Source organism: Salinicoccus halodurans (assembly GCF_900114445.1).
In the GTDB taxonomy this organism is placed as follows: Bacteria; Bacillota; Bacilli; order Staphylococcales; family Salinicoccaceae; genus Salinicoccus; species Salinicoccus halodurans.
This window is the reverse complement of record NZ_FOTB01000006.1, coordinates 95,101-120,073: the sequence shown is the minus strand read 5'-3', so window position 1 is coordinate 120,073 and position 24,973 is coordinate 95,101. Positions and strand designations below refer to the sequence as shown.

Here is a 24,973-nt window from a genome sequence, read left to right as displayed (position 1 = left end):
CGTTTTGCTTTAATTCCGCACTGTCCTAAGTAATCCTCCCATCGCGATTCTGTTTCCATTGACCATCTCTTCAGTCACAGCCCAAATACCCCCGATTGAGTCCGTCAGCAACTCCTGTCATTTCTACATTCAAATAGTGATTGCATAGCGGGGCGGACATTTCTTTTTTTACCACATTTTTAAGATTCAAGTGAATCCACTGTGATTGGTAACAGGAATATTAAAAAAGAATGATAAATGTCATATGGCTAACATTTCAAGCTTTGAAATGCAATTCCTTGACTTTCATTCTAAACTTTTTTACCATTTATCTATAACATTTTATGTTGATTTTAATAAGAATTTGTTATAAAAAGAGGGGGCGAAATGATGAAACGGGAGATGGAAGTTTATGATACAACAGTCATCGGTGCAGGTCCTGTCGGTATGTTTACAGCATTTTACGCCGGCTTAAGATCCATGAAAGTACATCTGGTGGACAGTCTTCCTGAACTGGGCGGACAATTGACGACGCTTTACCCCGAGAAGTATATATACGATATACCCGGTTTTCCTAAAGCAAAAGCGAAGGATATCGTTAAAAATCTGGAAGAACAGATGAATCGTTTTGAAGTGGACGTTTCACTTGAAACAAATATTATAAATATCACCAGAACCTCAGATGATACATTTATCATTGAAGCTGAGAACGATAGAGTGTTTCATACAAAAACAATTATACTTGCTGGGGGAAATGGCTCGTTTGAACCCAAACGGATGAAACTGCCAAATATCGACGAGTTTGAAGGTATCAATATCCATTACTACGTAAAAGACCCTGAATATTTCAGGAATAAAGATGTCGTCGTATTCGGAGGCGGCGATTCGGCTGTAGACTGGAGTCTGATGTTGGAATCAATATCAAAATCAGTGACCCTGGTCCATAGACGTGACCGTTTCCGCGCACATGAATCAAGTGTGGAGGAGCTGAATGATTCTTCAGTGAACCTGCTCACACCGTTCAAGCCTGTTTCATTCGAAGCATCTGAAAAGATCAATTCGATTACTTTGCAACATTCGAAAGAGGACATGGAAATTGAAGTCGATGCAGATGAATTCATCTGCAATTATGGATTTTCCTCGACTCTGGGCCCTATGAAAGAGTGGGGACTGGATATTGAGAAGAATGATGTGATGGTCAATTCCAAAATGGAGACGAATATCGAAGGTGTCTATGCCGTAGGGGATATTAACGGCTATGACGGTAAAGTGAAACTTATTGCGACCGGATTCGGAGAAGCACCAATCGCCGTTTCCAGCGCCAAAGTCTACATCAACCCGGCATCAAAGCATCAGCCGATGCACTCGACGTCTCTAATCGACGAAACATAGGACAGACTTTATATGATGATTTATCAGTAGATCCGCAGGAAATACGGATTATAGGGTGTGTGCGCCGGCCATATCTGTCTGTGGAGTTGAAGGCATAGGATTTGTGTATATCGATGGTATTCAAGGCGCCGCACTGGACTGATTGAAGACGGAAGCATGACGCTCACAGGGGAAGACGCATTTAAATGAAAGCGGTTATCAAACTGATTTAAGCGCAGGAACACTAAGCTTTCAGGAGCGGATTGAAATGGACGGCTGGATGTCCGAAGCTTGCAGGACAGTGTTCACAAAGCTGATTTCAATGCACGGAATCATCGAAATAATGGGGCGCTGCCCGAAAAGGAGTGGATACCTAAAGCGCGGGATCCAAAACGGAAGGTTTGGATAATGCTGCTGATCTGATTGAGAGATTGTCACTACAGCCTCAAGTCTCGCTCCATACGGCAAAAACGGCAATTAATGACAGTCTCGACTATAATGACGCAGATGGGCTCAGAATGGAACAACTCCATTATCTGAAAACACTGATAAAATATGACGGGTTGGAAGCGTTGAATGGCTTTAAAAAGAAGAGGAAACCGGAATTCAGAGATGAATGAAAGATAAGAGGTTGAACCATGGCAAAAACTCAATCATTGATTTTTACTATATACGACGATTACATACGCCATTACAACAATAGAATATGGGTGGGCAGCCTGATCCGGATACTGGAGGAATTCACCCATAATCCTCAGTCGGTAAGAATGTGTCTTTCCCGTATGACAAAACAAGGATGGCTCTCGAGCAATAAGGAGGGAAAGAAAAGCTTCTATTCGCTTACCGAAGCCGGTGAAAACCGTCTGAATACTGCTGCCAAAAGGATTTTTAATATGAGAAAAGAAAAATGGGACGGGCATTGGCTCATGGTGGTGCTGCAAAACAGATTCGACGATACAAAACATAAGCAAGCATTCATGAGGGAGCTTGAATGGCACGGTTTCGGCCAACTTTCCGCCAATGTTTATGTGACACCGAATCCGCTCCATGGAATCATGGACCGGCTCGTCATAAAATATGATCTGCAGGGAAGGATTGATATTTTCTCCTCGAAATATACAGGAGGAGGGGAAGCGGACCTTATTCGAAGGTGTTGGAATATTGACGAGATCAACAATAAATATGACCGGTTCTTTGAGAAATACAGCAGGGATTATGTGCTGGATAAACAGTTGATTGCTGAAGACAGGCTGTCCCCCAGTGAATGTTTTGTCAAGAGGGTGATGCTGACACATGAATATAAGAAGTTTTTATTCATAGATCCGGGTTTCCCGGATGAACTTCTGCCTGAGAAATGGCTCGGCCATCATGCCAATCAGCTTTTCACGGATTATTACCAGCTTCTCGGCGAAGGAGCCATAAGATTCTTCGAAGAAGTGTTCAAAGCGGATAATGCATATGATGCAAAAGAGATGCGTATTGATGTACCGCTTGATTCCTATCTGAATGGAAGAAGTGAATATAAAGAATGAACTCGGACTTGATGCCCCTGTGATTCCGGTCCTGCCCAGGGCTTTAGTATCCTCGGGTCTGGGATATCGTACTGTGTTGCCAATCGTTTATACTCCAGATCTCCGTGCAAGCACTCAGTCACCAACCCCAGTTTAAATGCATCACTATATTTAACTATAAAGAAACCCCCAGAAGTTAGATTTACGACTCTAACTTCTGGGGGTCAGCACCATTGCGGAGGTGCTTTGCTTTACCTGATGGTGAATGTATACCGTTCTTCAGTCGTCATCCTGCCGCGGTCATACGTGCGCTCGATAAATTCGACATTATTGTATTTATCAATAAGGATTACGGTGGAACAGCGTGTTCCATAGTTTTCAGTTTCGATGAATAAGGGTGACAGCATTGTTTCAAGGTCTTTGGAAAGTCCCGTATCCGGGAGGTTTTGCGGAGGGGCAGTGTCGGTATCTTTAAGCAGTTCAAACAATTCTTCCGCACTAAAATCTTTCTGTGAAGTGATTTCTTCGAGTTTCTTCCTCCCTTTAATGACTTTTGGCCAGGCGGTGTCCAGATGATGATTGCTCAGGCCGTGGACACCCTCCCCGATTTCGACAACTTCTTTCTCATAATTGTTCATATAATAAAGTGCGTCACTGCTGCCGACAATCAGGTTGAAACCGGAATAATCGGAAGCTTCGAATCGCAGACCCTCAAGATACTCTGAAGGATCATGTTCTTTTTGTAAAAATCCACTGACTAATAAACCCCGCGTTTTCATATTTGTCTTCAACAGCTCATCACTGTTGCGTATGTTAGTAAGGGCTGCAATGCGGCCATCTTCAGTAATGCCGAGCCATGTGCCTGTGCCCCTTAAATCTCTGCCGGCAAGGATATTCCTATTATCCTCCCAGAAGTTTGCGGGTGCCGTCGGACGATGATACTCTTCATCTCTGTTGGCAGCTAAAATCAGCTTATATTTTTCGTGATCATTCAACTGAAAGTTAATCAGGCACATAAAAATATCCCCTTATCAATTATTAGTTCCATTATATATGCTTTTTCGGCGGGGTTGAAATAATTGGATCAAAGAAGTATTGATTAAAAAAATCCCGATTTCAGATCGGGATCTTAGGAGTTTTCTAAAAAATGATATGTGCGATGATTGTAATGATCGGCAGTGTGATTACTGTTCTGAGCAGGAAGATGATGAACAGTTTTCCAAGGCCGACAGGCACTTTGGAGCCGAGTATGACACCGCCGACTTCCGAGAGATAGATAAGCTGTGTAATGCTTAATGCACCAATGATGAATCTTGTAATATCCGCAGATACACCTTCAATCAGAATGGCTGGCAGGAACATGTCCGTGAATCCGATGAACAGAGATTCGGATGCTGCCACGGCTTCAGGAATTCCCATGAGTTCAAGTACAGGGACAAAAGGCGCGCCGAGCCATGTAAAGATCGGCGTATATTCCGCAAGCATTGTCCCCAGAGTACCTATTGCCATGACGATTGGAAGTACAGCAAACCACATATCTCCGACAGTCTTCAGCCCATCTTTTACGTAATCGGTAAAACCGTCAGCTTTTTCTGCTCTGTCCATCGCCTTTTTGTATCCCCAGGAAAAAGGATTGTAGCCTTCCGGGATTGTTTCGTCCACATCCTGCCCGTCGGTATAGTAATTGTCTTTGATCAGTGAGAGCGGTGGAATTCTTGGCATGATGAATGCTGCTGCAAGACCGGCGATAAGTATTGTCAGGTAAAAAGCACCGAAGTAGTTCATGAGCCCGATGAGATCCAGGATTACAATCGTGAATGTGATTGAGACCACTGAGAACGTTGTGGCAATGACAGCCGCTTCACGTTCGGAGTAGAACCCTTCCTCATACTGCTTGCTTGTCAGAAGAACACCGACAGTGCCATCCCCGACCCATGAGGCAAGATTATCCACTGTTGAACGTCCCGGCAATGTAAACAGTGGACGCATCACTTTGGCGAATATGGAACCGACGAATTCAAGAAGACCGTAATTGAGCAGCAGAGGCAGCAGTATTCCCGCGAAAAGGAATACTGCAAATAATGTAGGAAGCAGATCATTAAGCAACATGCCTCCGGTCACATCCGAGTTGATGGCCTCGGGGCCGATTGCCATAAGTGCCATTATTGAAAACACGGCACCGACAAGCCTTAGAACAACCCACACAGGATTTACTGTGAACAGGTTTGACAAGAATACATTATCCGGTTTGTATATCCAGCTGAACACCAGGGTGAGCAGCGCGGAAATGTTGATTATGACTACGACGGTCAGGACAACTGTGTCCATGCCGAGTGTTTCATTAAGTATATTAGCCAGAAAAGCTACAGGAATAGTAGTTTCTCCATCAATGTTAAGTGGAAATAAGAACATTAGAATACCGAGTAATGAAGGTACTATGAATTTTAATAAAGTTGCATTATTACGCATAAAACTTCCTCCCTTTGTTATAATTATACATATAGACCCCGACAAGTAAATACATATAATACTAGAAAACGTTTTCATACCCATTGATAAGTTTATACGGATTAGTATATTAATGCAATCATTAATAACAAAATGTATAAAGATTAACGCGTTTGAATATTCTGTCTTCATCAGATATAATTATAGCGGCAAAGGAGAGGTTAATATGCATATTATTGATACCCACTGCGATGCACTGCTGAAGTTGCAGGGAGACTTCAGGAATGCCTACCGTTCACAAAAAAGACTGCTGGATTTTAAAAATTCGGGCGAGCTGGACACCAACGCCGAACGGCTCAGGAAGGGAAATGTCAAAGTACAGTTTTTTGCGATATTCATACCGCCGAACCTGCCTGATGATGAAAAATGGCAGCACGCATTGGAGCAGGTGGACTGTTTCTATAATGAAGTGATCATCCAGGATAACTTCGTCCATATTAAAAATTTCAGCGAAATACGGGAATTGAAATCTGATGAAATCGGTGCGGTCCTTACATTGGAGGGATCTGATGCCTTTGGAAATGATCTGATGAAACTCCGAATGCTGATCCGTCTCGGAGTACTGTCACTCGGACTGGTCTGGAACAATGCAAATCTGGTTGCAGATGGTGTAGGGGAGAGCCGGATGACCGGCCTTACTGATTTTGGATTTGATGTCATTGACTGCTGTAATGCGCATGACGTGCTGATTGATGTCAGCCATCTGAATACATCCGGATTCAAAGATATTATAAACAGAGCGGACAGGGTACTTGCGTCCCATTCGAATGCCAGGGAGATTTTTGATCATCCGAGAAATCTTTACGATGAACAGATCAGGCAGATCATTGAAAAAGGCGGTATGATCAATATTGTATTCAATCCGCCTTTTGTGAAAGATGGGGAGGTTGCCATCGAAGACCTGTTTTTGCATATCGACCGGATAATCGAACTCGGCGGCAGTGAAAATATCGGCATTGGTTCAGATTTTGACGGTATTGCTTCATATATAGAAGGATTGGAAGATGCCGGGAGTTTCAGTACTCTGGCAAAAATCCTGACAAAAAAATACGGCAATGAATTTACTGCGAAAATCACCCATGAAAATTTCATCAATATATACTGCTGAACACTGATAAGACACTTTCCTGACGAAGGTGTCTCTTTTTTAGAAACATAATTTCTATTAAATTATTTTTTTTATTTCAGTTTTAATAGGGTAAATATTATAAAATTATGTGTATTGTTTCACATTAAGCCTTTGGATAATCGGTGTGATACTTGATTTAATTGGTTTATTAGTGTACAGTGTAAAAGTCGCTTAAATATAAAATTTCAAAAGAACGGAGTGGATATTTATGGGATCTGTGAATATAACAGATCGTGAGAGCGAAGATCATGAAGATGATTATTCATTAGACAAGGTTCCTTACGAGGAACGTAAAATGGGTTGGTTCAGTATAACCAACATAACTTTCGGAATCGCAACTGCGATTTTTTATTTTCAGCTTGGAAGTGTCATGGCACTTCAATTTGGTGCAATCAACGCACTAATCTCCGCTGGTTATGCCATTATTGTGGCAGGAATCATGGGTACCATCATATCTTATTTGTCCGCGAGATCCGGGATGAATGTCAACTTAATGTCACGCGGGGGCGGGTTCGGATACATAGGTGCTTCCCTGACATCACTTATTTACGCCTCCAATTTCATCATGTACTGTGCCTTCGAAGGCATGATCTTAGTTTATGCGGTGCATGAATTTTTCCCTGCAATCCCGATATGGCTGCTCATTGTCGTCTTTGGCTCACTTGTAATCCCATTGAACTGGTTTGGTATAAAACAATTGGATAAACTGCAGAAATGGTCTCTGCCGATATTTTTTGCATTCCTTATTGCTGCTATTGCAGTGGCATTCTTCACACCGTCACTCTATGAAGGTCCATTCTGGACGTATATGCCTGAAGGCGTACAGATAGGGGGCACAGCACTGCTTCTGTGCATCGGTATGCAGCATGGAATCATGGGACTTACTGCACTGCTCGCCAGTGACTATGCACGTTTCCTTAAACCCGGCCACATCAAATTTGGCTCGGTTGCAATCGGATTCATTCCGCAGATTTTCTGTTACGGGGTAATGGGTGGACTTGGAATATGGTTTGGTGTCCGTCTCGCGGAACCGAACCCGGGTGTCTACATCGTTCAGCTGCTCGGAATCGGCGGTGCATTATTTACAATGCTCACGCAAGTCCGTATCAATGTAACAAACATTTACAGCAGCTCGCTGTCACTTTCCAATTTCTTTGAAAACGTATGCCGCTTTACTCCCGGCCGCAGATTTTGGATTGTTGTTGCGGGAATCACAGCAATGGTTCTCATGCTCGGCGGCATTGTCGATCATCTGGATACGGCACTGACATTCCAGGGCGTCTTCCTGCTTGCATGGGGGGCTGTTCTGATAACAGATGCAGTTGTAGTTAAGATGATACTGAAAATTGGACCTGCTTTTTATGAAGCCCGTCAGAAAAACTTGTATAAATGGAACCCGGTAGGTGTGGTTTCACTGATTATAGCAAGTGGATTGGGAACAGTGGCGGCTCTCGGTTACATGGGGCCGTTTCTTGCAAGTACCGCTGCATTCTTTGCGTCGGCACTTGCAGCGATATTGACCGTTATGCTGGCAGTATTGACAAAAGGCAGGTATTATCTTAAAAATGAAGTCGATGACATCGATCCGAAAGATATATTATTTGAGCGTAAAGTAAAAGGCGGAAACCCGGTCGGCACCAAACGTCCGGTACCTGCAAATGCAGAAAGCATGAAAAAATAATCCATATTCCTGACTGTTATAAAATGTCTGGACTTGTGGCTTATGATGATGTATCATGATAAAAGTAAACACGGACTTATGATTTTACACATGATAATTTAAATAGATTGCCGAAAGAAGAAGCTCAGGGCGCTTAGCGCCCTGAGCTTCTTTTATTCTGCAGTTAGATTTTCGTATTCGTCAAGCACTTTTTCATAGGCTTGCTGTACTTGCTCTTCCTTTTTTCTGACCGCTTCAAGCACTTTGTCCGCGTCTTCCGTGAATCCTTCATCAAAAGGATTTCCGGCTATGAACGTCCGGTTGAATTCACCAATCTGACCGGTCAATTCGTGCAGTGAGCTGATATATGCGAGCATGTCTTCTTTAAGTGCTTTATGATCTTCAGCGGTAACGTCATAGTTCTGTATTGTCGTTTTAAAATCTTCTATTGCCGGAATCATTTCTTCATAAATGATTTTCAATTGCGTTTCACGGTTATCCGACGATTCGATTTCTTCATAATAGTTTTGGAAATCAGCTTCGATCTCACTCTGGTTCCGTTCGAACGCACTGTATAGTTCATCCAGTTCCTCATTGTCCGCAGCCTGACAACCCGTAACAAAGAAGACTATAAGAAGTATAGGAAATATTTTTTTCATTTGGCCACCTCAAATCCATTTTATCATGATTATTAAGTTTGGGGATGGAAGACGTCAGGTTTTACCTGATATTATAATAATATTTTAGAATGGAGATCATGATGAATAAAAAATTACTTATCACGTTTACAGTAGGTGTGTTCCTGCTTGGCATGATGGAGCTCATTATATCGGGGATTCTTGAATTGATGAGTGATGACCTTGGAATATCGCATGCGATGACCGGCCAGCTGATTACAGTATATGCTGTCAGTTTTGCTGTTTTCGGACCGCTGCTGGTCAAGGCAACCGAAAAAATAAGGCCGAAACCCGTCATAATCGCATCGCTGATTTTATTTGTAATCGGTAATGTCATTTTCGGATTGTCCAGCACATTCCTCATGCTTTCGTTGGGTCGGATCGTTACAGCGGTCGCTGCAGCAGTATTCATCGTGAAAATTATGGATATGACGGTGCTTCTGTCCAGACCTGAAATCAGAGGAAAAATGATTGCACTTGTATACATGGGATTCAGTGCGGCCAATGTATTCGGTATTCCGATAGGTACTCTGATCGGTCAGCAGTTCGGATGGCGTATCATCTTCTGGCTTGTCATTGTAATCGCGATTCTGGTTGGGATTGGCATCCTGTCACTTGTGCCGGATAAAAAGGGGGAGGATCTCGGTGAACCCCTGCCTGATAAAATTCTGGATAGAAGGAATGTGTTTTTGTATATCGGTGTGACGATGGCGGTGCTGATCGGCAACTATATCGTCATTGGATATATTTCCCCGCTTATGACATCGAACGGTTTTACACTGAAAAGTGTTTCGATTGCGCTCCTGATTGCAGGGGCCGGCGGGATGACCGGTACTTATATCGGCGGCCTGCTGGTCGACAGGATCGGGAGTAAAAGGACGATCATCTACATGCTGATCCTCTTCATGATATCCATGGCAATACTGCCGCTACTTTACGGCTCACCGGCGTTGTTCTATACCAACCTGTTTTTCTGGAGTGTATTCCAATGGAGTACGAGCCCCTCTGTCCAGAGCGGGCTGGTCGAAAATGTACAGGGCTCTGCAGCAATGGTATTCAGCTGGAACATGTCAGGGCTTAATCTGGGAATCGGGATCGGTGCAGTCATCGGTGGGGTCTATATCAGTAATTTTGATATCAGCTATGCGCCATGGCTGAGTGTATTCATTGTCGGACTCGGCCTCCTGTCCGTATCATTTGTACGTGAGCATGAAGAAATAGTATAGTAGATGAAGTATTAATAACAACGACTGGGTGATCCATTTTGTTCATGAGACTAATTCTTACCATAGCACTCTCATTTTTCGTAATTTACGGCATCAATTTTTTTGATATCGCCGCACTGGATTACAACATTAAGACGGTAGCCGTAACAGCCGCAGCAATCATTGTTCTCAGATTGCTCTACAGCGTATTCACAAGATTCATGAAAGTGTTTTTATTCGTAGTGATATTCCTTCCGATCGTGGGTCTGATCATCTATTATATATACTCCTATGCGACAGGGAATCCGATTGAACTGTTCGACTTCAAATCACTTTTAGAAAGGGCTCAATGGTTTTGAGCCCTTTTTCATTTTTTGACAAGTGCAGTGTTGTATCATAACTATGTAATGAAGCCATTCTAGGAGGCGTAAAATGTCACAAAATTATTCACCCATCGATCTGTCCGAAAGAGTCCATGAAATCGATGCAGTGAGAGGCTTCGCGTTGCTGGGCATTCTCATGATGAATATCATGTCTTTTGCAGGGCCCACACTTCAGGACCAGTTCTCAGGCGGTCCAAGTGATATCTATACCGGGGGGATGAATTCCGGGGTAATATTCTTTATCAATACGTTTGTAACTTCAAACTTTTATACGATGTTTTCATTTCTTTTCGGATTAGGATTTTACATATTTCTTTCCCGGGCGGATAAAAAGCCGGGTTCCACTTCAGCATTGTTTATAAGAAGAATGATGATGCTGCTTGCATTCGGGATATTCCATGCAATATTCATCTGGTATGGGGACATATTAACGGTCTATGCAGTAACAGGCATCATATTACTGATCTTCTATAGAATTAAACCTGCCGTCAATCTGGCCATAAGCATATCCATCTTTACCCTCGGGACAATATTTATAGCTGTTATGTCCCTTCTGCTGTATGCAGCAGGCGTAATGGGAACGAATGAGGCACAACCTGTTGACCCCGGATTTGATATGATTGAATCCCTTACTAATGCAGGATATATGGATGTCATCGATTTGAATATGTCTGTACTCGGCATCATGATGTCCAGTAACATTGTAATGATCCCTTTAGTGCTTGCCATGTTTTTAATCGGGCTGTATGCAGGACAGAAAAAATTATTTGAAAATCTTGGTTCCAAAACGAAATTGCTGATTTGGACTGCTGTGGTCGGTCTCGGAATAGGGACACCGGTTAAAATATTCGTCGGTTATGGATTGACCTATATGATGCAGGAGCCTGTCTGGTCGATTTTAACAATGCTTGCCTACACTTTGGGTGGTCCGCTGATGTCGCTCGGCTACGTTGCACTGTTTGTACTGATAGCGCGGAAAGTCAAAGGACTGACGAAGTTGTTGCAGCCGGTGGGGCAGATGGCACTGACAAACTATATTATGCAGAGTGTGATTATGACATCTTTCTTTTATGGATTGAATTTATTTAATCAGATTGATGCTGTATGGTTTATTCCCATAGTATTGACGGTTTTCATCATACAGATAATATACAGTCACTTGTGGATGAAAGTGTTTAAGTTCGGTCCGCTTGAATGGGTCTGGAGAACGGTCACTTACGGTAAAACCATGCCGATTAAAAGATAAATGATACAGCCGTCTCCAACCGGATTTCATCAGTTAAACATACAAAACATCCAGTTTCCTTTATAATGGAAACTGGATGTTTAATTTTTAATAGTGATTACGGGGTGTGAAGACATGTCAAAAATACTTATTATTGAAGACGATGAAACATTGTTCAGTGAATTAAAAATGAGGCTGGAAGATTGGGATTATACTGTTTTCGGTGTCACTGATTTTTCGAATGTACTCAATGATTTTATTACAGTTGGACCGGATCTTGTAATTATAGATATTACTCTGCCAAAATATGACGGATTTTACTGGTGTCAGCGTATCAGGAATATTTCCAGCCTGCCGATTATCTTTCTCTCTTCAAGGGATCATCCTACGGATATGGTAATGAGCATGCAGATGGGCAGCGATGACTATATTCAAAAACCATTTAATTTCGATGTGCTTGTAGCGAAGATCCAGGCGTTGTTAAGGCGGACATACCAATACCAGAACCAGAATATAGACGTCGTCAAATTCCGGGATGCTGTATTTGATTTTAGAAAAATGACAGTTACGAGGAACGAAGAAAGCATCAATCTGACTAAAAACGAGAACTTTATATTATCTATCTTAATCAAAAATACAGGGCAGGTGGTGGAAAGAGAGTCGTTGATTGAACAGCTCTGGGATGATTCCAAGTTTATCAGTGACAATACTCTGACCGTTAATGTAAACAGAATCCGGAAAAAGTTCGAGGAAATCGGCTTGGTAGACGCCATTATCACAAAGACAGGATTAGGCTACATGATCAAGGAGTGATTTTCATTTATTTCAAACAGACACTGCCATGGATATTGCTTTTTTGTCTTTTCAATATAACCATTTTGCTGTTGGGGCTCCTGGATACGGAAATTCCCAATGTACCAGTTTTGTATATAGTGGTATTTAATATGGTAATACTCATCATTTTCTTGATTTGGGATTTCTTTAAAGGCAGACAGTACAGACTGGAGTTCATGAATCTGGAGAATATTGAGGAAGTGGATACTTTACCGCTTCCGGAGACCCCATATCAAAAAACGCTGGATGCCCATCTGGATATGATGCATCAGGCGCATAATTTACAGATTGAACAAGAATCCAGAAAAACGCGTGAAAATCTCGATGAGATGACCCGCTGGATCCACGATATGAAAATGCCGATGACAACGATGAAGCTGATGATAGATGGTTTGGACGGTGATCAAAAGCTGAAGATAGAGGAAGAATGGCAGAGGATGGACGCTATGCTGAATGAAATGCTGTACAGTAAAAGGCTCACAAATATAAGCAATGATCTGTACATCGAAACAGTCGATTTGGAACAGATTGTAAACAGCATTATCCGCAAATTCCGGATTATCTGCATGCAAAAAGGCATCGGTTTTGATGTTACACTGCATGCTGCAGAAGTACAGACGGATTTGAAATGGTGTACTTTTGTGCTGGAACAGGTTATAAGCAACAGTGTGAAGTATACGGAAGAGGCTGATATAGCCATTACGAGTGATTTGATAGAAGGCTGGATTACGCTTGAAATTTCCGATGAGGGCCGGGGGATCCGGAAGGAAGATCTGCCCCGCATATTTGAAGCAGGATTCACTTCCACCAGTGACCATGGAGATGCCCAGTCTACAGGAATGGGGCTGTATCTTGCTCATGAAGCGGCAGAAGCAATGCATATTCAAATGCGTATCGAATCAGAATATGGCAGGGGGACAACAACAAAACTGACTTTCCCGGATAAGAACGCCTTACAGAAAGTGGAGACCATGTGACGAAAACGTCACATGGTTTTGTATTATGTAATAAGAATCAAACGCATTCTTTCAAGCCGGAGTGTACGATATACATATAAACAAAAAACGACGGAGGCATTGTGATGATTCTTGAAGCGAGAGATATTAAAAAATCATATGGAAACAGATTGAACAGGACAGAGGTTCTAAAAGGCATAGATTTAAATATAGAAAAAGGTGAGTTTGTTTCGATAATGGGAGCGTCAGGCTCCGGCAAAACGACTTTGCTGAATGTTCTCAGTTCGATTGACAGAGTGACAAGCGGGCACATATTTATAGAAGGCCAGGATATTACAAATCTGAAAGATAAAAGGATGGCGGACTTCAGAAAGAATGATCTCGGATTTATATTCCAGGAATATAACCTGCTCGACACACTGACTGTCAAAGAGAATATCTTGCTGCCGCTTTCCATCAGGAATATGAAAAAGTCCGATGTTGAAAAGCAATTTGAACTTGTGGCAGGGGAGCTTGGCATCTATGACCTGGAAAGTAAATATCCAAATGAAATTTCAGGCGGCCAGCAGCAGCGTACTAGTGCCGCAAGGGCGTTCATCCATCAACCAAAAATCATATTTGCAGACGAGCCGACCGGTGCACTGGATTCTAAGGCAGCAAGTACGCTGCTCCGGAAACTGCAGACGTTAAATGAAAAAAGCCGATCTACAATCATGATGGTCACGCATGACGCCACAGCGGCGAGCTATTCAGGCAGAGTGATCTTCTTAAAAGACGGTCTGGTATATTCTACACTGCGCAGAGGAGAGCACTCCCAGGAGGATTTCTATAAAGAGATTATGAATACTCAAAGTGTGCTGGGTGGTGTCGGCGTTGAGTCTTAATACCATCATTTTCAAAAACTTTTTTAAAAACATCAAAAATTATACGCTGTATATTTTTGCATTGATATTCAGTGTCGCTCTATACTTTTCATTCGTTCTGATGTCAAAAGACGAAAGTGCACAGGAAGAGCTTTCATCCGGTACGTTGATGTCCACAGGATTTTTAGTAGGTTCCGTACTGTTGGTCTTCATCATTGTCACATTTGTCATGTTCGCAAACTCTATATTTTTAAAGAGAAGAAACAAAGAGTTGGCATTGTTCCAGCTGATCGGATTAAGCAGGAATAAAGTATTCAGGATTCTGCTGCTGGAAAACGCGATAATATACTTTGGAAGTTTATTCCTCGGAATTGGATTCGGCTTCCTGGTTTCAAGATTACTGCTGATGATTTTACTCAAAGTGATGCAGATTGAATTACCGGTCGGTTTGAGTTTCTCGATGGAAGCCGTCGTCCAGACTGCAGTGCTGTATATCGTCATATTCGCCCTGCTGATGATTCAGAACTTCGTTTTCCTCAAGCGGACAAGACTGATTAATATGCTCAATTTGAACCGATCGAGTGAATCGGCAAATAAAAAGCTGGGGGCGGGCACCGTCGCTTTCGGCATCATTGGACTTGCCATGATCATTTTAGGATATTGGCTGTCGGTGAAAATTTTCGATCATTCACTTTTATTGGTGCCTTTACTGTTTGGGATACTCGGCCTTACGATTATCGGGACATATCTCACATTCAAATTTTCTGTCGCGTTCCTTTTCAATATGGTCAGGAAATCAAAAAGAGGACATGTCAATGTAAACGATGTACTGTCGCTGACAAGCATCATGTTCAAGATGAAATCGAATGCATTCCTTCTGACTTTGATCAGTATCGTCAGTGCACTCAGCATGGGACTGATGTCACTGTCATATATCAGTTACTATTCGATAGATAAGGCGATTGAGTCCGTAATGCCAAATGATTATGTCTTTTATGAAGAGGAAGGGCTGGAGTTCTATGAACAATTATTGAGTGAAAATGGAATCGAATATGACAGTGTCACGATACCGACGATTGAGTATGATGCAAAAGATGCCGGTGCAATATCAGTCGATCAGGATATGGCAGAGCAGGCAGGCGCTTCATCTGTGCATCTCAATATTGTGAGTGATGCTGAGCTCGATACATTCGATGTCGGCGAAAATGAAATGGTTCTGACTGGCGTTCCTTACTTCATGGAGACATTCATAGATTTTGAAATCAGTCAGCCTTTAACGCTTGTCAATGATGAATATGAATATACGCTTGAACTCATAGAAGTTGGGGAAGAAGCGGTCTTATCATCCTTTGTGACATATGGTTCACCTGTTGCTGTAGTCGATGAAAAAGTATATGACAAATTGAAGTCCCACTATAATTATGACGAAGAGAAAGGAGCGCCTCAGGAAATGTATGCATTGGACATTGTCGGAGAGGACAGTATGGAAATATACGAATTGATGGATGATGAAGATAATCCTCCTTTTGAGTCAAAAATCAGCCAGTATACAGCGCAGATGCAAGGCACAGGCATGATGATGTTCATCATCGGATTTGTCGGGTTTGCATTTCTCCTCACCTCCGGCTGCATTCTTTACTTCAAACAGATTGGAGAAAGTGAAGATGAGAAGGGGAGTTATCAGGTTTTAAGGAAACTTGGTTTTTCAGAAAGAGAAATTATGAAGGGGCTCTCCATTAAAATGGCAATCACATTTGGAGTTCCATTACTAATCGGTCTGCTGCACACATACTTTGCAGTCAACGCAGGATGGTTCCTGTTCGGTACTGCGATGTGGACACCTATGCTTACGGTGATGGGTGCCTATGTCGTGTTCTATTCGGTATTTGCCTTATTATCACTCATGTACTACAAAAAAGTGGTCAAACAGAGTATGTAAATAAAAGCTGCTCCACACCGTCATATGATGGTGCGGAGCAGCTTTTTTAATTGAGATACTGCATGTAATCCTTCAGTGAAAATGATCTTTTGTGAAAAGTACCGGATAAAGCTTATTTTTTAACGCCGCTGAACAACGGTGCATCTTTTTCTATATTATCCTCACCCGATTTTTTGTTGATGATGGATATACTGCCATCCGTTTCGAGTATGACCGCCCTTACATCGGACATGGCGCCATTCCCATTTGACCGTATGGCCTGATTGATTTCATTTTCAACCACGCGTGCTTTTTTCATATTCTCATACCGGAATTCATTGTTATAAAAAAGAAGCACCGGTTCGGATTTAATATATCTGCTGAACTGTTTGCTGTAGACGGCGAGTTTGGAAATGATGAATTGCAAAACGATCAGGACAATAAATGCAGTGATCCCCTGTGTAATGGTGACGTTTTTGTTAATAAGGACACTTGCGAGTATTGAACCAATCGCCACAGTGACAATAAAATCGAATGCATTCAGCTGGCTGAGTGACCGTTTGCCGCTGACCCTTACTATAATAACGATCGCAGCATACGCCATTATACCCATTAACAATGTTCTCAATATGACGTCGAAGCCACTGAATATCAGTCTATTAAATTCCAGCAATAAAAAAACCTCCAATGTCCCAGGGTAATATAAATGTCTTTATTACATACCCTGAAAACATTGAAAGTAATTATTCGAGCTGACAGACAGCATTTGCGAATTTCATTCCATTCGCCCATCCGTATTCCGAAAGGCGTTTTTTTTCATATCATATACGGTTTTTGGCCGTTTGCCAGTCTGCATTTGTGAACTTCAGATCTGTATCAAGTGAGCCTTTTATTTCTTTTTGTCCAATCGGCATCCCTTTGAGCCAGCCGCCAAAATCGAATTCATCCAACACTGTGTTTTCTCCGAGGCGTATGCCTGCAGTAAGATTGTTCTTATCGTAGAAGGAAGTATGGATGGTTCCAGCCCAGCTTTTGTAATTATCTACGAATAACCCGTATTTACGATCGGTGAATAAGTCGAGAAGATCTTCTTTGGAAGGGGAATCGAAACCTTCCAGTATCTTGAGACGTTCCAGTGAGTCGACAAGATATCTCCGGTTTTCCTTATCCAGTGCTTCATAATGATTGGTGCAGATATTCGCCTGTCTGAATGCAATATCCCTTGCCGAGGTTTCTGCAATGAATGATTCATTATCCTTATCCTGCACAATATAGCTGAAACCGCCGCGATGGGGAAGCTCTTTTAAAAGATGTTTTGCATCGTCTGCGTTTCTGCACAATTCGAGTATGAATCTTCCGATGATGAAGCAGGTAAAGCCGTCGAATGGTTGTTTCCGGTTCATGAAATTGTAGGACATGATAAGACCGTGTTCATTCATGCCGTCCATCCTGCCTGTGACTCTCGATGCCGGGCCGACGTGGGCGAACCCTTTCTCAGGCTGGAACAGCTTGTACATGCCATCGTAAGTATTCGGATGATAGTCATAATTCCTTATGAAGCTGTGGTCATCCAGATAGACGCTGCATCCTGAATCTTTCGGGGCAACCCTGTAATGAGCCAGGTTCAGAAGGACATCCCTGTCTGAAATCTCCAGTTCATCCTGGAGCCCCATCAGTTCGTCCCAGATCCGGGGTGAGAATTTTTCATAGAGATTTTTCGTCTCCTGATAATCGAGCTCAAATTTTGGACGTCTCTTTACCCACTCGTAATCTCTGTTTTTCATGTACGGGGTTTCTTTGAGCTGCTGTGCCTGCAGTACACCGTAATCATAGTGGCTGCCGCGAAATTCCTGTATATTTGAAGTGATTGTCTGCATTATCAACTATGCTCCTAAATAAAGTTTTTGAAAAACGCTTTCATAAGTAATGTAAGTATGCTTTAATTTGTTTACACAATATTTTAACATAGGAGGGTTCTTTTGATTACGTTTTTTATTTCCATTATTCTTTTAATCGTCGGATATTTTACATATGGGAAGTACATCGACAAAATGTTCGGTCCCAGGAATGACCGGCCGACGCCGGCTTATGACCAGAAAGACGGTGTGGATTACCTGCCAATGAATACACGTAAAAATTCATTGATACAATTGCTCAACATTGCCGGTGTCGGTCCGATTTTCGGTCCTATCATGGGTGCACTGTATGGTCCGGTAGCGTTCATCTGGATTGTCATCGGTTCCATTTTTGCCGGTGCGGTGCACGATTACCTGACGGGTATGATTTCCATCCGTAATAAAGGGGCCCATCTCCCGGCGCTTGCCAGTAAGTTTTTGGGAAATGGCATGAAACATATCGTCAACCTGTTCACAGTGCTGCTTCTGCTGCTCGTGGGAACAGTGTTTGTCACTTCCCCGGCTATACTGCTTCATTCACTGATGGACGGCAGAGTCGCACTCGGGATAATCATTGCAGTCATCTTTTTATATTATATACTCTCCACTGTACTGCCGATTGATAAAATTATCGGAAGGATCTATCCTTTTTTTGGGGCGATCCTTTTATTCAGTGCAGTCGCAATAGGTTTCAGGCTCGTCCAGACAGGTGCACCGATTCCAGAATTGAATCTGTCCAACATGCATCCGGACAATGCGCCGATCTTCCCGCTGCTGTTCTTCACGATTACCTGCGGGGCTTTGTCAGGATTCCATGCGACACAGTCTCCGATTATATCCAGGACGACTCAGCGGGAGTCGAACGGACGTCAGATCTTCTACGGCATGATGATTGCTGAAGGTGTCATCGCAATGATCTGGGCTGCAGCCGCAATGAGCCTTTTTGATGGATACGGCGGTCTCGCAGAAGTGTTGGCTGCAGGCGAAGCGGCACTTGTTGTGTCTGAAGCCTCCACATTGCTGCTTGGTTCAGCTTTAGGTACAATCGCTGTTCTGGGTGTCATCGTACTACCGATTACAAGCGGGGATACTGCATTCAGAAGTGCGCGTATGGTTGTTGCAGATTATCTGACTTTCTCACAAGGGAAAGTTTGGAAGCGCTTCGCTATAGCCGTTCCAATGTTTTTAATCAGTTTTGTTCTGACCCAGATTGACTTTACAATACTGTGGAGGTATTTCTCCTGGGCGAATCAGATGACAGCCGTAATTGCACTCTGGGTTGGTGTCATGTATCTGCTTCTGGCGGGGAAGAATCACTGGGTTGCAACAATACCTGCAGTATTCATGACATTTAATGTCGTCACATATATACTGTATGCACAAATCGGCCTGGGATTGGATTTAAATATAGCCTATGCCGGTGGAGTAGCTGGAACTATTTTATGGATGATTTACTTCTACCGTGTTTACAGAAAAACAGTCGGTCAGGAAGATTTCCTCATCGATTATCCGATTCCTGCAAAAGCGGAAGCATAAAAACAAGGCCGGGAGGGTTTTCCTGGCCTTGTTTTTTTATCGGTCAACCGCGGGCTGCGTTGTAATATTGAAGTCATTGACAGTCCATTTGGAATCTATGCATTCAATATGACTTAGGCTGCAGTTGTCCAGTTTTGTTTCGAACATGTGGATTTCATCGCTGTACAGGGCGAGTATGGATTTTATCGTCCTGGAATGCGCTGTCAGCAGAATATGCTTGTCCGGATACTTATTTTCGATTTCTCTGATTGCAGCAGCCACCCGGTTTGACAATGATTCGAACGATTCAGCTCCGGGGAATATTCCGTCCGGGTATTTTTCCTGTATATCATCGATATGGTTTCCTTCGAGTGGTCCAAATGACTGTTCTTTTAATTCATCCATCGTTTCAATTTCCAGGCCGTGGGATTCATTAATAATCTCTGCAGTTCTGTAAGCTCTGATTAATGGACTGGATATTATTGCATCGAAATGGTAATCCTTTAATTTTTCGCGTGCTGATTCTGCCTGGGACTCTCCTTCTGCATTAAGGGGGATATCTGAAGAACCCTGCAGTTTTCTTTGTGCGTTGAAATCTGTGAGTCCGTGTCTTACTAAACAAATTTTTGTCATGGTTTCACCTCATGAATATTTATATATCCATCTTAACATGCAGCACAAAATTTAGGTGTTGGCCGAAATCTCTGATAAAATGAAGATAAGCTTGGATCAGCTCTGACGGAGGGATTTTGTGGGAAAAAGAATTGCAGTCATTTCTGACATACACGGAAATCATTTCGCGTTATCCAAGGTTCTTGAGGATATCGAAAAATCTGATGTGGATGAAGTTTTCTGTCTGGGGGATATAGTATCGCTGGGGCACCAGACCAATGAAGTCATGAATGCCTTGAAAAGAAAAAAGAACATAATATACATCCGTGGAAACCACGATGATGAAGTGGTTAAGGCATATAAGGGGGAACCATCTGATATAAAAGGGGCAGAGCAGGACCATCACCTGTATATTGCAGGACATATTCATGAGGGGCATCTGAAGATGCTTGAGGCCCTGCCTTTGACAGAGGTAAGGGAAGTTTCCGGGATTGTAATTCTAATGGTCCATTACCACTTGGCAGAAGACGGCAAGTACCAATCCATCGATTATAAGCCGGCACTTGCAAGTCTTGAAAAACATTATAATAATAGCAGATATGATGTGATATTATTCGGCCATGATCACATGAGTCTGCATCTTGAAAATGACAGTCAGTTATTTATGAATCCTGGAGCATTGGGCATAACAGCTGATGCATTCAGTCCCTATGCTGTAATGGATATTGGTGATGACGGCTCCGTCGATTTTGAATTTAAAAAAATTCCATACGATCGCGATTCATTTGTCAGGGAATTGAGGAAGAAAAATCCTCCCGCGCTCGACTTCATATTAAAAGAATTGTTAAAGGAAGAGGGGTAATTATGGAAATTCGACCGATTGAAATGAAGGATATTGAAAGTTTCTTAAATTTACTGGCGTCACTTGATTCATCCGGCTTCGGCGGATTCAGCGGGGATGGGGTATTGTCCGTTTCAAATACTGAAAATCTATTTTCCAATGTTCTCCAGGACTCGAGGAAACAAATTCTCGTTGCCTTGGATGAAGGGGAGATAAAAGGATATATGAGCCTTTTCGGCAATAATGTTGAGATGACAAAACATCGTGCCAATGTTTCTTTGGGAATCAGGGATGTAGTACATCAGAATCGTATTGGAAAAGATTTGTTGAATGCAGGAATCAGATGGGCAGGGGATAATGATATTTACCGGTTAGAACTTTCTCTGCCTGTCAGTCGGACGAATATGATTGAATTATATAAAACACTTGGGTTTTTGACGGAAGGGGAGCGCATTGATTCACTTTTAATAGAGGGTGAATATACTAATGAGCTCTATCTTTACCGGCTGATCAACTAATGGAGGAGCAAACGGTATGATATTGCAAAGTTTCTATATAGGCGACAAACACGCAGAAGTTACGATGATGCTGAGTGAAAGTACGATGCAGCAGAAAGAGGGGAAACCTGCAGTTGTACTCTGTCCAGGCGGCAGCTATATGTATGTTTCGGACAGGGAAGCGGAACCCGTGGCATATGAGTTTTTAGCCAAAGGGTACCACGTGTTCATTCTCAGGTATTCCACCATCGGCTCTGCCTTGAGAAGAGAAGATAAAAAGACGGACAGGGACGAGCTCTACCAGATAGCATCAACAGTGGAAGATGGGACAGTTCTCGGCTCCGAATTCCCGGGACCGCTGATCGAGCTTGCCAAAACGATGACTTTCATCAGGGAAAATTGTCATGAATTCAATGTGAATCCTGATAAGATCGGCGTAGCTGGATTTTCTGCCGGCGGCCATCTTGCAGCAAGTCTCTCTGTCCATTGGAATTCTGAATGGCTTCAGGCTGAAGTGGGGGATGAACCAAGGTGGTACCGTCCAAATTTCCAAATACTCGGGTATCCCATTTTGGATTACATGCTCAATAAAGAAATAGCCGATACACGCGGCATCGGCGATCCCAAATACATGTCTACTGCTTCAAGGATGGTCTTTGGAAGCGAGCCGGATGAAGGCCTCATTCAAAAAGCCGATTTAAAGCAGCATGTTTCAGCAGATACACCGCCAACATTCATCTGGCATACCGTAGAAGACCAGCTCGTATTTATACAGAACTCTTTGGATTTTGCGAAATCACTGGAAACGCATCGCGTTCCCTGGGAACTGCATACTTTCCAAAAAGGTGCGCATGGACTGAGCCTGGCAACAGAAGTGACCGGCATCGAAGACGTCCGGGCCTCAAAGTGGCTGGAATTGATGTTCAGCTGGATGGAGACCAATTTGAAATAGTACAAATTAAAAAGACGCTCACATTCAGCGTCTTTTATAATCGATTTTAAATTGAGTGAAAGTCTCCGTATGATTCGGATATATAAATTGTACAAATTTACTGTTGTTTCTCTGTGTCATTTCCTGATTTATATATTCGGTCTTGATGCTGTCTTTGACTTTGTCACTGCGGATGAATCTGAAATTCGTTTCGTTGTTCGTGCTGTCCTTAACCTTGACTATGATTGTCATATGCACCAACTCCTCATAGATTATATAACCTTTTGCAGTAAAAAATAAACATCTTAATACGTTGACTATCAAAATTTTAAAGGAAGTGTCTGCCATGAAATTCAGAGATTTGAGCCTGCATGATCTGGATGCTGTAATGGAATTACAAAACGCTGTCTATGATTCACTGGAGGACAAGGAAGTGCTTCAAACATTGACGAAAGCGGAGTTTGAAGGAATCATCCGTCAGGGATATATCATCGGCGTATTTAACGGCCAATCTCTCGTGGCGTCGCGTTCCATGTATATCCCAGCGGCTGATGAAACGGAACATTTGGCGGATGATGCCGAAATACAGAATAAAAATCGCGTCATATATTCTGAAATTACCTTTATTGATCCAGCCGCAAGAGGACAGGGGCTCCAGACCAGGATGGGTCACGAACTGATAAAGCGTGTCAAAGCTTCAGGAGATTTCGACTACATACTGACTACAGTGATGCCTGCCAATATTCCGAGCCTGAAGGATAAATTCAAACTAGGCTTCAAAATAGTCAAGACGACATACAAATACGGCGGGAAAAAACGCCATGTCATGCAACTGAACATTTTTGATGGAATAGAAACAGGTAATGAAGTCAAAAGAGTGCATTTTGAAGATATGGAATGGATGCTGCAGAACAGTAAGAACTATGTAGGTCAAAGTCTGGAAGATAAATATATAGATTATTATAAAAGAAATTAAAGAAGAAGAGGATGGGTCTACCAATCCTCTTCTTCTTTAATTTTCTGATTTTCCCTGGCTGCCTCCTTCAGACTTTTGTACAACGAAACCATCATAAAGATCATTATGATTCCAAAGGGAAGTGCTGTAATGGTTGCTGCGGATTTGGAGGCCGTCAATACCACCACTGATAAGCAGCATGGATGCGATGGATGAGAGAAGCATTCCCCAGATTATAAGCACTTTTTTAGAAGGGTCCAGTTCTCTAGAAGATGTGAATACACCAAGTACATATGTCGCAGAATTTGCTGAAGTTACAAAGAATATTGCAATCAGTACCAATTCGGTGACATTCAATACGATGGATGCAGGAAATTGATCAAACAACAGGAAAAATCCGGCTTCGGGGGTTTTATTTACACAGTCGGAAATGGACGCCTCTCCCTGAAGCTCCATGAATAATCCGCTGCCGCCAAAAACGACGGACCATATGAGTGTCGCCACTGTCGGTATAAGGAGCGCACCAAACATGAATTTACCGAGCGTTCGTCCTTTCGAAACGCGGGCGATGAATGTGCCGACAAAGGGGCTCTATGAAATAAGCCAGGCCCAGTAGAAGAGCGTCCAGTTATTCATCCATTCATTACCTTCACTGTAGGGTGCTGTATCGAATGACATTTCAAACAGACTGCTGCCGTACTGGCCCAATCTTCTTGATATATGTTCGACCAGATATATTGTTGGCCCTGATATCATTACAGCAGCCAGCAGAAGTGCTGCTATGATAAGGTTGGTCACGCTCAAGTACTTCATGCCCTTACTGACACCGGTGACGGCGGAAATCAGAAATAACACAGTCACAATTCCGATGATAGCAAGCTGGGTAACATTATTATTAGGCAAACCGAAGATGTGTTCCATTCCGACACCAAACTGCATTGCACTGAGCCCTAAGGGAGTGGCAATGCCGACAGTCGTCGCAAGTACTGCAGAAATATCAATCACTTTGCCCGGCCAGCGGTAAATATTTGAACCGATCAGCGGATAAAAAGTAGAACTTATGAGGCCCGGCAGGTCTTTTCTGAATTTAGCGAAAGCCAATGCAAGTGCGACGACGGAGTATATCGCCCATGGGTGTATCCCCCAGTGGAAAACACTGTACAATAAACTTTGTTCAGCGGCAGTTTTTGTCTTTGGTTGTGTGCCGGGCGGAGGCTCTGCAAAATGGGAAAGAGGTTCAGCTGTACCCCAGAAAACCAGACCCACCCCCATGCCGGCCGCAAACAACATGCCAATCCATTCCAGATAATTGTACTCCGGCTCGTCATCTTTCTTTCCAAGTTTCATCTGTCTGTAGGAGCCTATGCCAAGGTATAAACAAAATATTATAAAAAGCGCTGTGGCAACGACGTAGAACCAACCGAATTCAGCGATGAAAAAATCCATAATGCCGCCTGTAGTCCTGATCATCTGTTCAGGTGCAACTGCACCCCAGATGACAAGCATTG

24 protein-coding genes and 2 pseudogenes are annotated in these 24,973 nt (G+C 42.8%); 18 read left to right on the top strand and 8 right to left on the bottom strand.

The window, feature by feature from the left end; all coding sequences use genetic code 11:
• Positions 1-369: 369 nt before the first annotated feature.
• The 4 genes and pseudogenes from BM271_RS12870 (at position 370) to paaX (ending at position 2,882) form a co-directional block, all read left to right on the top strand.
• On the top strand, positions 370-1,371 hold the full coding sequence (locus BM271_RS12870) for an NAD(P)/FAD-dependent oxidoreductase (protein ID WP_046790473.1): 1,002 nt from the start codon (positions 370-372) through the stop codon (positions 1,369-1,371).
• A gap of 235 nt (positions 1,372-1,606) precedes the next feature.
• Positions 1,607-1,761 (top strand): annotated as a pseudogene (gene paaA, locus BM271_RS14335) (1,2-phenylacetyl-CoA epoxidase subunit PaaA); the annotation flags it as partial.
• Complete coding sequence (locus tag BM271_RS12865) at positions 1,752-1,970, top strand: Clp protease/crotonase-like domain-containing protein (RefSeq protein WP_046790472.1); 219 nt, start codon at positions 1,752-1,754, stop codon at positions 1,968-1,970. The pseudogene paaA and the gene BM271_RS12865, both read left to right, overlap by 10 nt.
• A gap of 18 nt (positions 1,971-1,988) precedes the next feature.
• Positions 1,989-2,882, top strand: coding sequence for a phenylacetic acid degradation operon negative regulatory protein PaaX (gene paaX / locus BM271_RS12860; RefSeq protein ID WP_046790471.1), 894 nt, complete (start codon positions 1,989-1,991; stop codon positions 2,880-2,882).
• Positions 2,883-3,112: 230 nt separating this feature from the next.
• On the opposite strand, the gene BM271_RS12855 is transcribed toward paaX, so the two are convergent.
• Positions 3,113-3,877 (bottom strand): NRDE family protein, encoded by a 765-nt coding sequence (locus BM271_RS12855; RefSeq protein WP_046790470.1) that lies wholly within the window; start codon positions 3,875-3,877, stop codon positions 3,113-3,115.
• Positions 3,878-4,001: 124 nt separating this feature from the next.
• Complete coding sequence (locus BM271_RS12850) at positions 4,002-5,330, bottom strand: YjiH family protein (RefSeq protein ID WP_046790469.1); 1,329 nt, start codon at positions 5,328-5,330, stop codon at positions 4,002-4,004.
• A gap of 205 nt (positions 5,331-5,535) precedes the next feature.
• Here BM271_RS12850 and BM271_RS12845 point away from each other — a divergent pair, with 205 nt between their 5' ends.
• Together BM271_RS12845 and BM271_RS12840 are read left to right on the top strand one after the other, a co-directional pair.
• The gene (locus BM271_RS12845) at positions 5,536-6,477 is read left to right on the top strand and encodes a dipeptidase (RefSeq protein ID WP_046790468.1); all 942 of its coding nucleotides are present in this window, start codon (positions 5,536-5,538) and stop codon (positions 6,475-6,477) included.
• Between the two features lie 229 nt (positions 6,478-6,706).
• The gene (locus tag BM271_RS12840) at positions 6,707-8,179 is read left to right on the top strand and encodes a purine-cytosine permease family protein (protein ID WP_046790467.1); all 1,473 of its coding nucleotides are present in this window, start codon (positions 6,707-6,709) and stop codon (positions 8,177-8,179) included.
• Between the two features lie 152 nt (positions 8,180-8,331).
• Here BM271_RS12840 and BM271_RS12835 read toward each other — a convergent pair whose 3' ends face one another.
• Positions 8,332-8,817: a lipoprotein gene (locus BM271_RS12835; protein ID WP_046790466.1), complete on the bottom strand. Its 486-nt coding sequence runs from the start codon at positions 8,815-8,817 to the stop codon at positions 8,332-8,334.
• Positions 8,818-8,918: 101 nt separating this feature from the next.
• Between BM271_RS12835 and BM271_RS12830 the strand changes: the two genes are divergently transcribed.
• From BM271_RS12830 to BM271_RS12800, 7 genes are all read left to right on the top strand, one after another.
• The gene (locus BM271_RS12830) at positions 8,919-10,061 is read left to right on the top strand and encodes an MFS transporter (protein ID WP_046790465.1); all 1,143 of its coding nucleotides are present in this window, start codon (positions 8,919-8,921) and stop codon (positions 10,059-10,061) included.
• A 44-nt stretch (positions 10,062-10,105) separates the two neighbouring features.
• Positions 10,106-10,399, top strand: coding sequence for a hypothetical protein (locus BM271_RS12825; RefSeq protein ID WP_234960603.1), 294 nt, complete (start codon positions 10,106-10,108; stop codon positions 10,397-10,399).
• 73 nt (positions 10,400-10,472) lie between these two features.
• Complete coding sequence (locus BM271_RS12820; protein WP_046790463.1) at positions 10,473-11,669, top strand: DUF418 domain-containing protein; 1,197 nt, start codon at positions 10,473-10,475, stop codon at positions 11,667-11,669.
• A 114-nt stretch (positions 11,670-11,783) separates the two neighbouring features.
• The gene (locus BM271_RS12815) at positions 11,784-12,461 is read left to right on the top strand and encodes a response regulator transcription factor (RefSeq protein WP_046790462.1); all 678 of its coding nucleotides are present in this window, start codon (positions 11,784-11,786) and stop codon (positions 12,459-12,461) included.
• Between the two features lie 131 nt (positions 12,462-12,592).
• Complete coding sequence (locus BM271_RS12810) at positions 12,593-13,459, top strand: sensor histidine kinase (protein ID WP_234960601.1); 867 nt, start codon at positions 12,593-12,595, stop codon at positions 13,457-13,459.
• 104 nt (positions 13,460-13,563) lie between these two features.
• Positions 13,564-14,322, top strand: a complete 759-nt coding sequence (locus tag BM271_RS12805; RefSeq protein WP_046790460.1) for an ABC transporter ATP-binding protein — start codon at positions 13,564-13,566, stop codon at positions 14,320-14,322.
• On the top strand, positions 14,312-16,240 hold the full coding sequence (locus BM271_RS12800; RefSeq protein WP_046790459.1) for an FtsX-like permease family protein: 1,929 nt from the start codon (positions 14,312-14,314) through the stop codon (positions 16,238-16,240). The genes BM271_RS12805 and BM271_RS12800 overlap by 11 nt, the downstream gene beginning before the upstream one ends.
• Before the next feature lie 112 nt (positions 16,241-16,352).
• Here the strand turns inward: BM271_RS12800 and BM271_RS12795 are convergent, their stop codons facing one another.
• Both BM271_RS12795 and BM271_RS12790 read right to left on the bottom strand, forming a co-directional pair.
• The gene (locus tag BM271_RS12795) at positions 16,353-16,892 is read right to left on the bottom strand and encodes a DUF421 domain-containing protein (protein WP_234960599.1); all 540 of its coding nucleotides are present in this window, start codon (positions 16,890-16,892) and stop codon (positions 16,353-16,355) included.
• 148 nt (positions 16,893-17,040) lie between these two features.
• Positions 17,041-18,096 (bottom strand): C45 family autoproteolytic acyltransferase/hydrolase, encoded by a 1,056-nt coding sequence (locus BM271_RS12790; protein ID WP_046790458.1) that lies wholly within the window; start codon positions 18,094-18,096, stop codon positions 17,041-17,043.
• A 102-nt stretch (positions 18,097-18,198) separates the two neighbouring features.
• Between BM271_RS12790 and BM271_RS12785 the strand changes: the two genes are divergently transcribed.
• Complete coding sequence (locus BM271_RS12785; RefSeq protein ID WP_046790457.1) at positions 18,199-19,650, top strand: carbon starvation CstA family protein; 1,452 nt, start codon at positions 18,199-18,201, stop codon at positions 19,648-19,650.
• Positions 19,651-19,686: 36 nt separating this feature from the next.
• Here BM271_RS12785 and BM271_RS12780 read toward each other — a convergent pair whose 3' ends face one another.
• Entirely contained in the window at positions 19,687-20,262 is a 576-nt protein-coding gene (locus BM271_RS12780; RefSeq protein WP_046790456.1) for a histidine phosphatase family protein, read from the bottom strand.
• Between the two features lie 118 nt (positions 20,263-20,380).
• Here BM271_RS12780 and BM271_RS12775 point away from each other — a divergent pair, with 118 nt between their 5' ends.
• Genes BM271_RS12775 through BM271_RS12765 form a run of 3 tightly spaced genes read left to right on the top strand, consistent with a single transcriptional unit; the run spans position 20,381 to position 22,531 of the window.
• On the top strand, positions 20,381-21,103 hold the full coding sequence (locus tag BM271_RS12775) for a metallophosphoesterase family protein (protein WP_046790455.1): 723 nt from the start codon (positions 20,381-20,383) through the stop codon (positions 21,101-21,103).
• A gap of 2 nt (positions 21,104-21,105) precedes the next feature.
• Positions 21,106-21,600 (top strand): GNAT family N-acetyltransferase, encoded by a 495-nt coding sequence (locus BM271_RS12770; protein WP_234960597.1) that lies wholly within the window; start codon positions 21,106-21,108, stop codon positions 21,598-21,600.
• Between the two features lie 16 nt (positions 21,601-21,616).
• Positions 21,617-22,531, top strand: coding sequence for an alpha/beta hydrolase (locus tag BM271_RS12765; RefSeq protein ID WP_046790454.1), 915 nt, complete (start codon positions 21,617-21,619; stop codon positions 22,529-22,531).
• Positions 22,532-22,555: 24 nt separating this feature from the next.
• On the opposite strand, the gene BM271_RS12760 is transcribed toward BM271_RS12765, so the two are convergent.
• Complete coding sequence (locus BM271_RS12760) at positions 22,556-22,762, bottom strand: hypothetical protein (protein ID WP_046790453.1); 207 nt, start codon at positions 22,760-22,762, stop codon at positions 22,556-22,558.
• Positions 22,763-22,856: 94 nt separating this feature from the next.
• Here BM271_RS12760 and BM271_RS12755 point away from each other — a divergent pair, with 94 nt between their 5' ends.
• Positions 22,857-23,486 (top strand): GNAT family N-acetyltransferase, encoded by a 630-nt coding sequence (locus BM271_RS12755; RefSeq protein WP_046790452.1) that lies wholly within the window; start codon positions 22,857-22,859, stop codon positions 23,484-23,486.
• Between the two features lie 36 nt (positions 23,487-23,522).
• Here the strand turns inward: BM271_RS12755 and BM271_RS12750 are convergent.
• Positions 23,523-24,971: pseudogene (locus BM271_RS12750) on the bottom strand (BCCT family transporter).
• Positions 24,972-24,973 lie beyond the last annotated feature (2 nt).

Coding starts and splice junctions, on each gene's coding strand:
- BM271_RS12870 (WP_046790473.1), top strand. CDS start 370: ATGAAACGGGAGATGGAAGTTTATGATACAACAGTCATCGGTGCAGGT.
- paaX (WP_046790471.1), top strand. CDS start 1,989: ATGGCAAAAACTCAATCATTGATTTTTACTATATACGACGATTACATA.
- BM271_RS12855 (WP_046790470.1), bottom strand. CDS start 3,877: ATGTGCCTGATTAACTTTCAGTTGAATGATCACGAAAAATATAAGCTG.
- BM271_RS12850 (WP_046790469.1), bottom strand. CDS start 5,330: ATGCGTAATAATGCAACTTTATTAAAATTCATAGTACCTTCATTACTC.
- BM271_RS12845 (WP_046790468.1), top strand. CDS start 5,536: ATGCATATTATTGATACCCACTGCGATGCACTGCTGAAGTTGCAGGGA.
- BM271_RS12840 (WP_046790467.1), top strand. CDS start 6,707: ATGGGATCTGTGAATATAACAGATCGTGAGAGCGAAGATCATGAAGAT.
- BM271_RS12835 (WP_046790466.1), bottom strand. CDS start 8,817: ATGAAAAAAATATTTCCTATACTTCTTATAGTCTTCTTTGTTACGGGT.
- BM271_RS12830 (WP_046790465.1), top strand. CDS start 8,919: ATGAATAAAAAATTACTTATCACGTTTACAGTAGGTGTGTTCCTGCTT.
- BM271_RS12825 (WP_234960603.1), top strand. CDS start 10,106: ATGAGACTAATTCTTACCATAGCACTCTCATTTTTCGTAATTTACGGC.
- BM271_RS12820 (WP_046790463.1), top strand. CDS start 10,473: ATGTCACAAAATTATTCACCCATCGATCTGTCCGAAAGAGTCCATGAA.
- BM271_RS12815 (WP_046790462.1), top strand. CDS start 11,784: ATGTCAAAAATACTTATTATTGAAGACGATGAAACATTGTTCAGTGAA.
- BM271_RS12810 (WP_234960601.1), top strand. CDS start 12,593: ATGGTAATACTCATCATTTTCTTGATTTGGGATTTCTTTAAAGGCAGA.
- BM271_RS12805 (WP_046790460.1), top strand. CDS start 13,564: ATGATTCTTGAAGCGAGAGATATTAAAAAATCATATGGAAACAGATTG.
- BM271_RS12790 (WP_046790458.1), bottom strand. CDS start 18,096: ATGCAGACAATCACTTCAAATATACAGGAATTTCGCGGCAGCCACTAT.
- BM271_RS12780 (WP_046790456.1), bottom strand. CDS start 20,262: ATGACAAAAATTTGTTTAGTAAGACACGGACTCACAGATTTCAACGCA.
- BM271_RS12770 (WP_234960597.1), top strand. CDS start 21,106: ATGGAAATTCGACCGATTGAAATGAAGGATATTGAAAGTTTCTTAAAT.
- BM271_RS12765 (WP_046790454.1), top strand. CDS start 21,617: ATGATATTGCAAAGTTTCTATATAGGCGACAAACACGCAGAAGTTACG.
- BM271_RS12760 (WP_046790453.1), bottom strand. CDS start 22,762: ATGACAATCATAGTCAAGGTTAAGGACAGCACGAACAACGAAACGAAT.
- BM271_RS12755 (WP_046790452.1), top strand. CDS start 22,857: ATGAAATTCAGAGATTTGAGCCTGCATGATCTGGATGCTGTAATGGAA.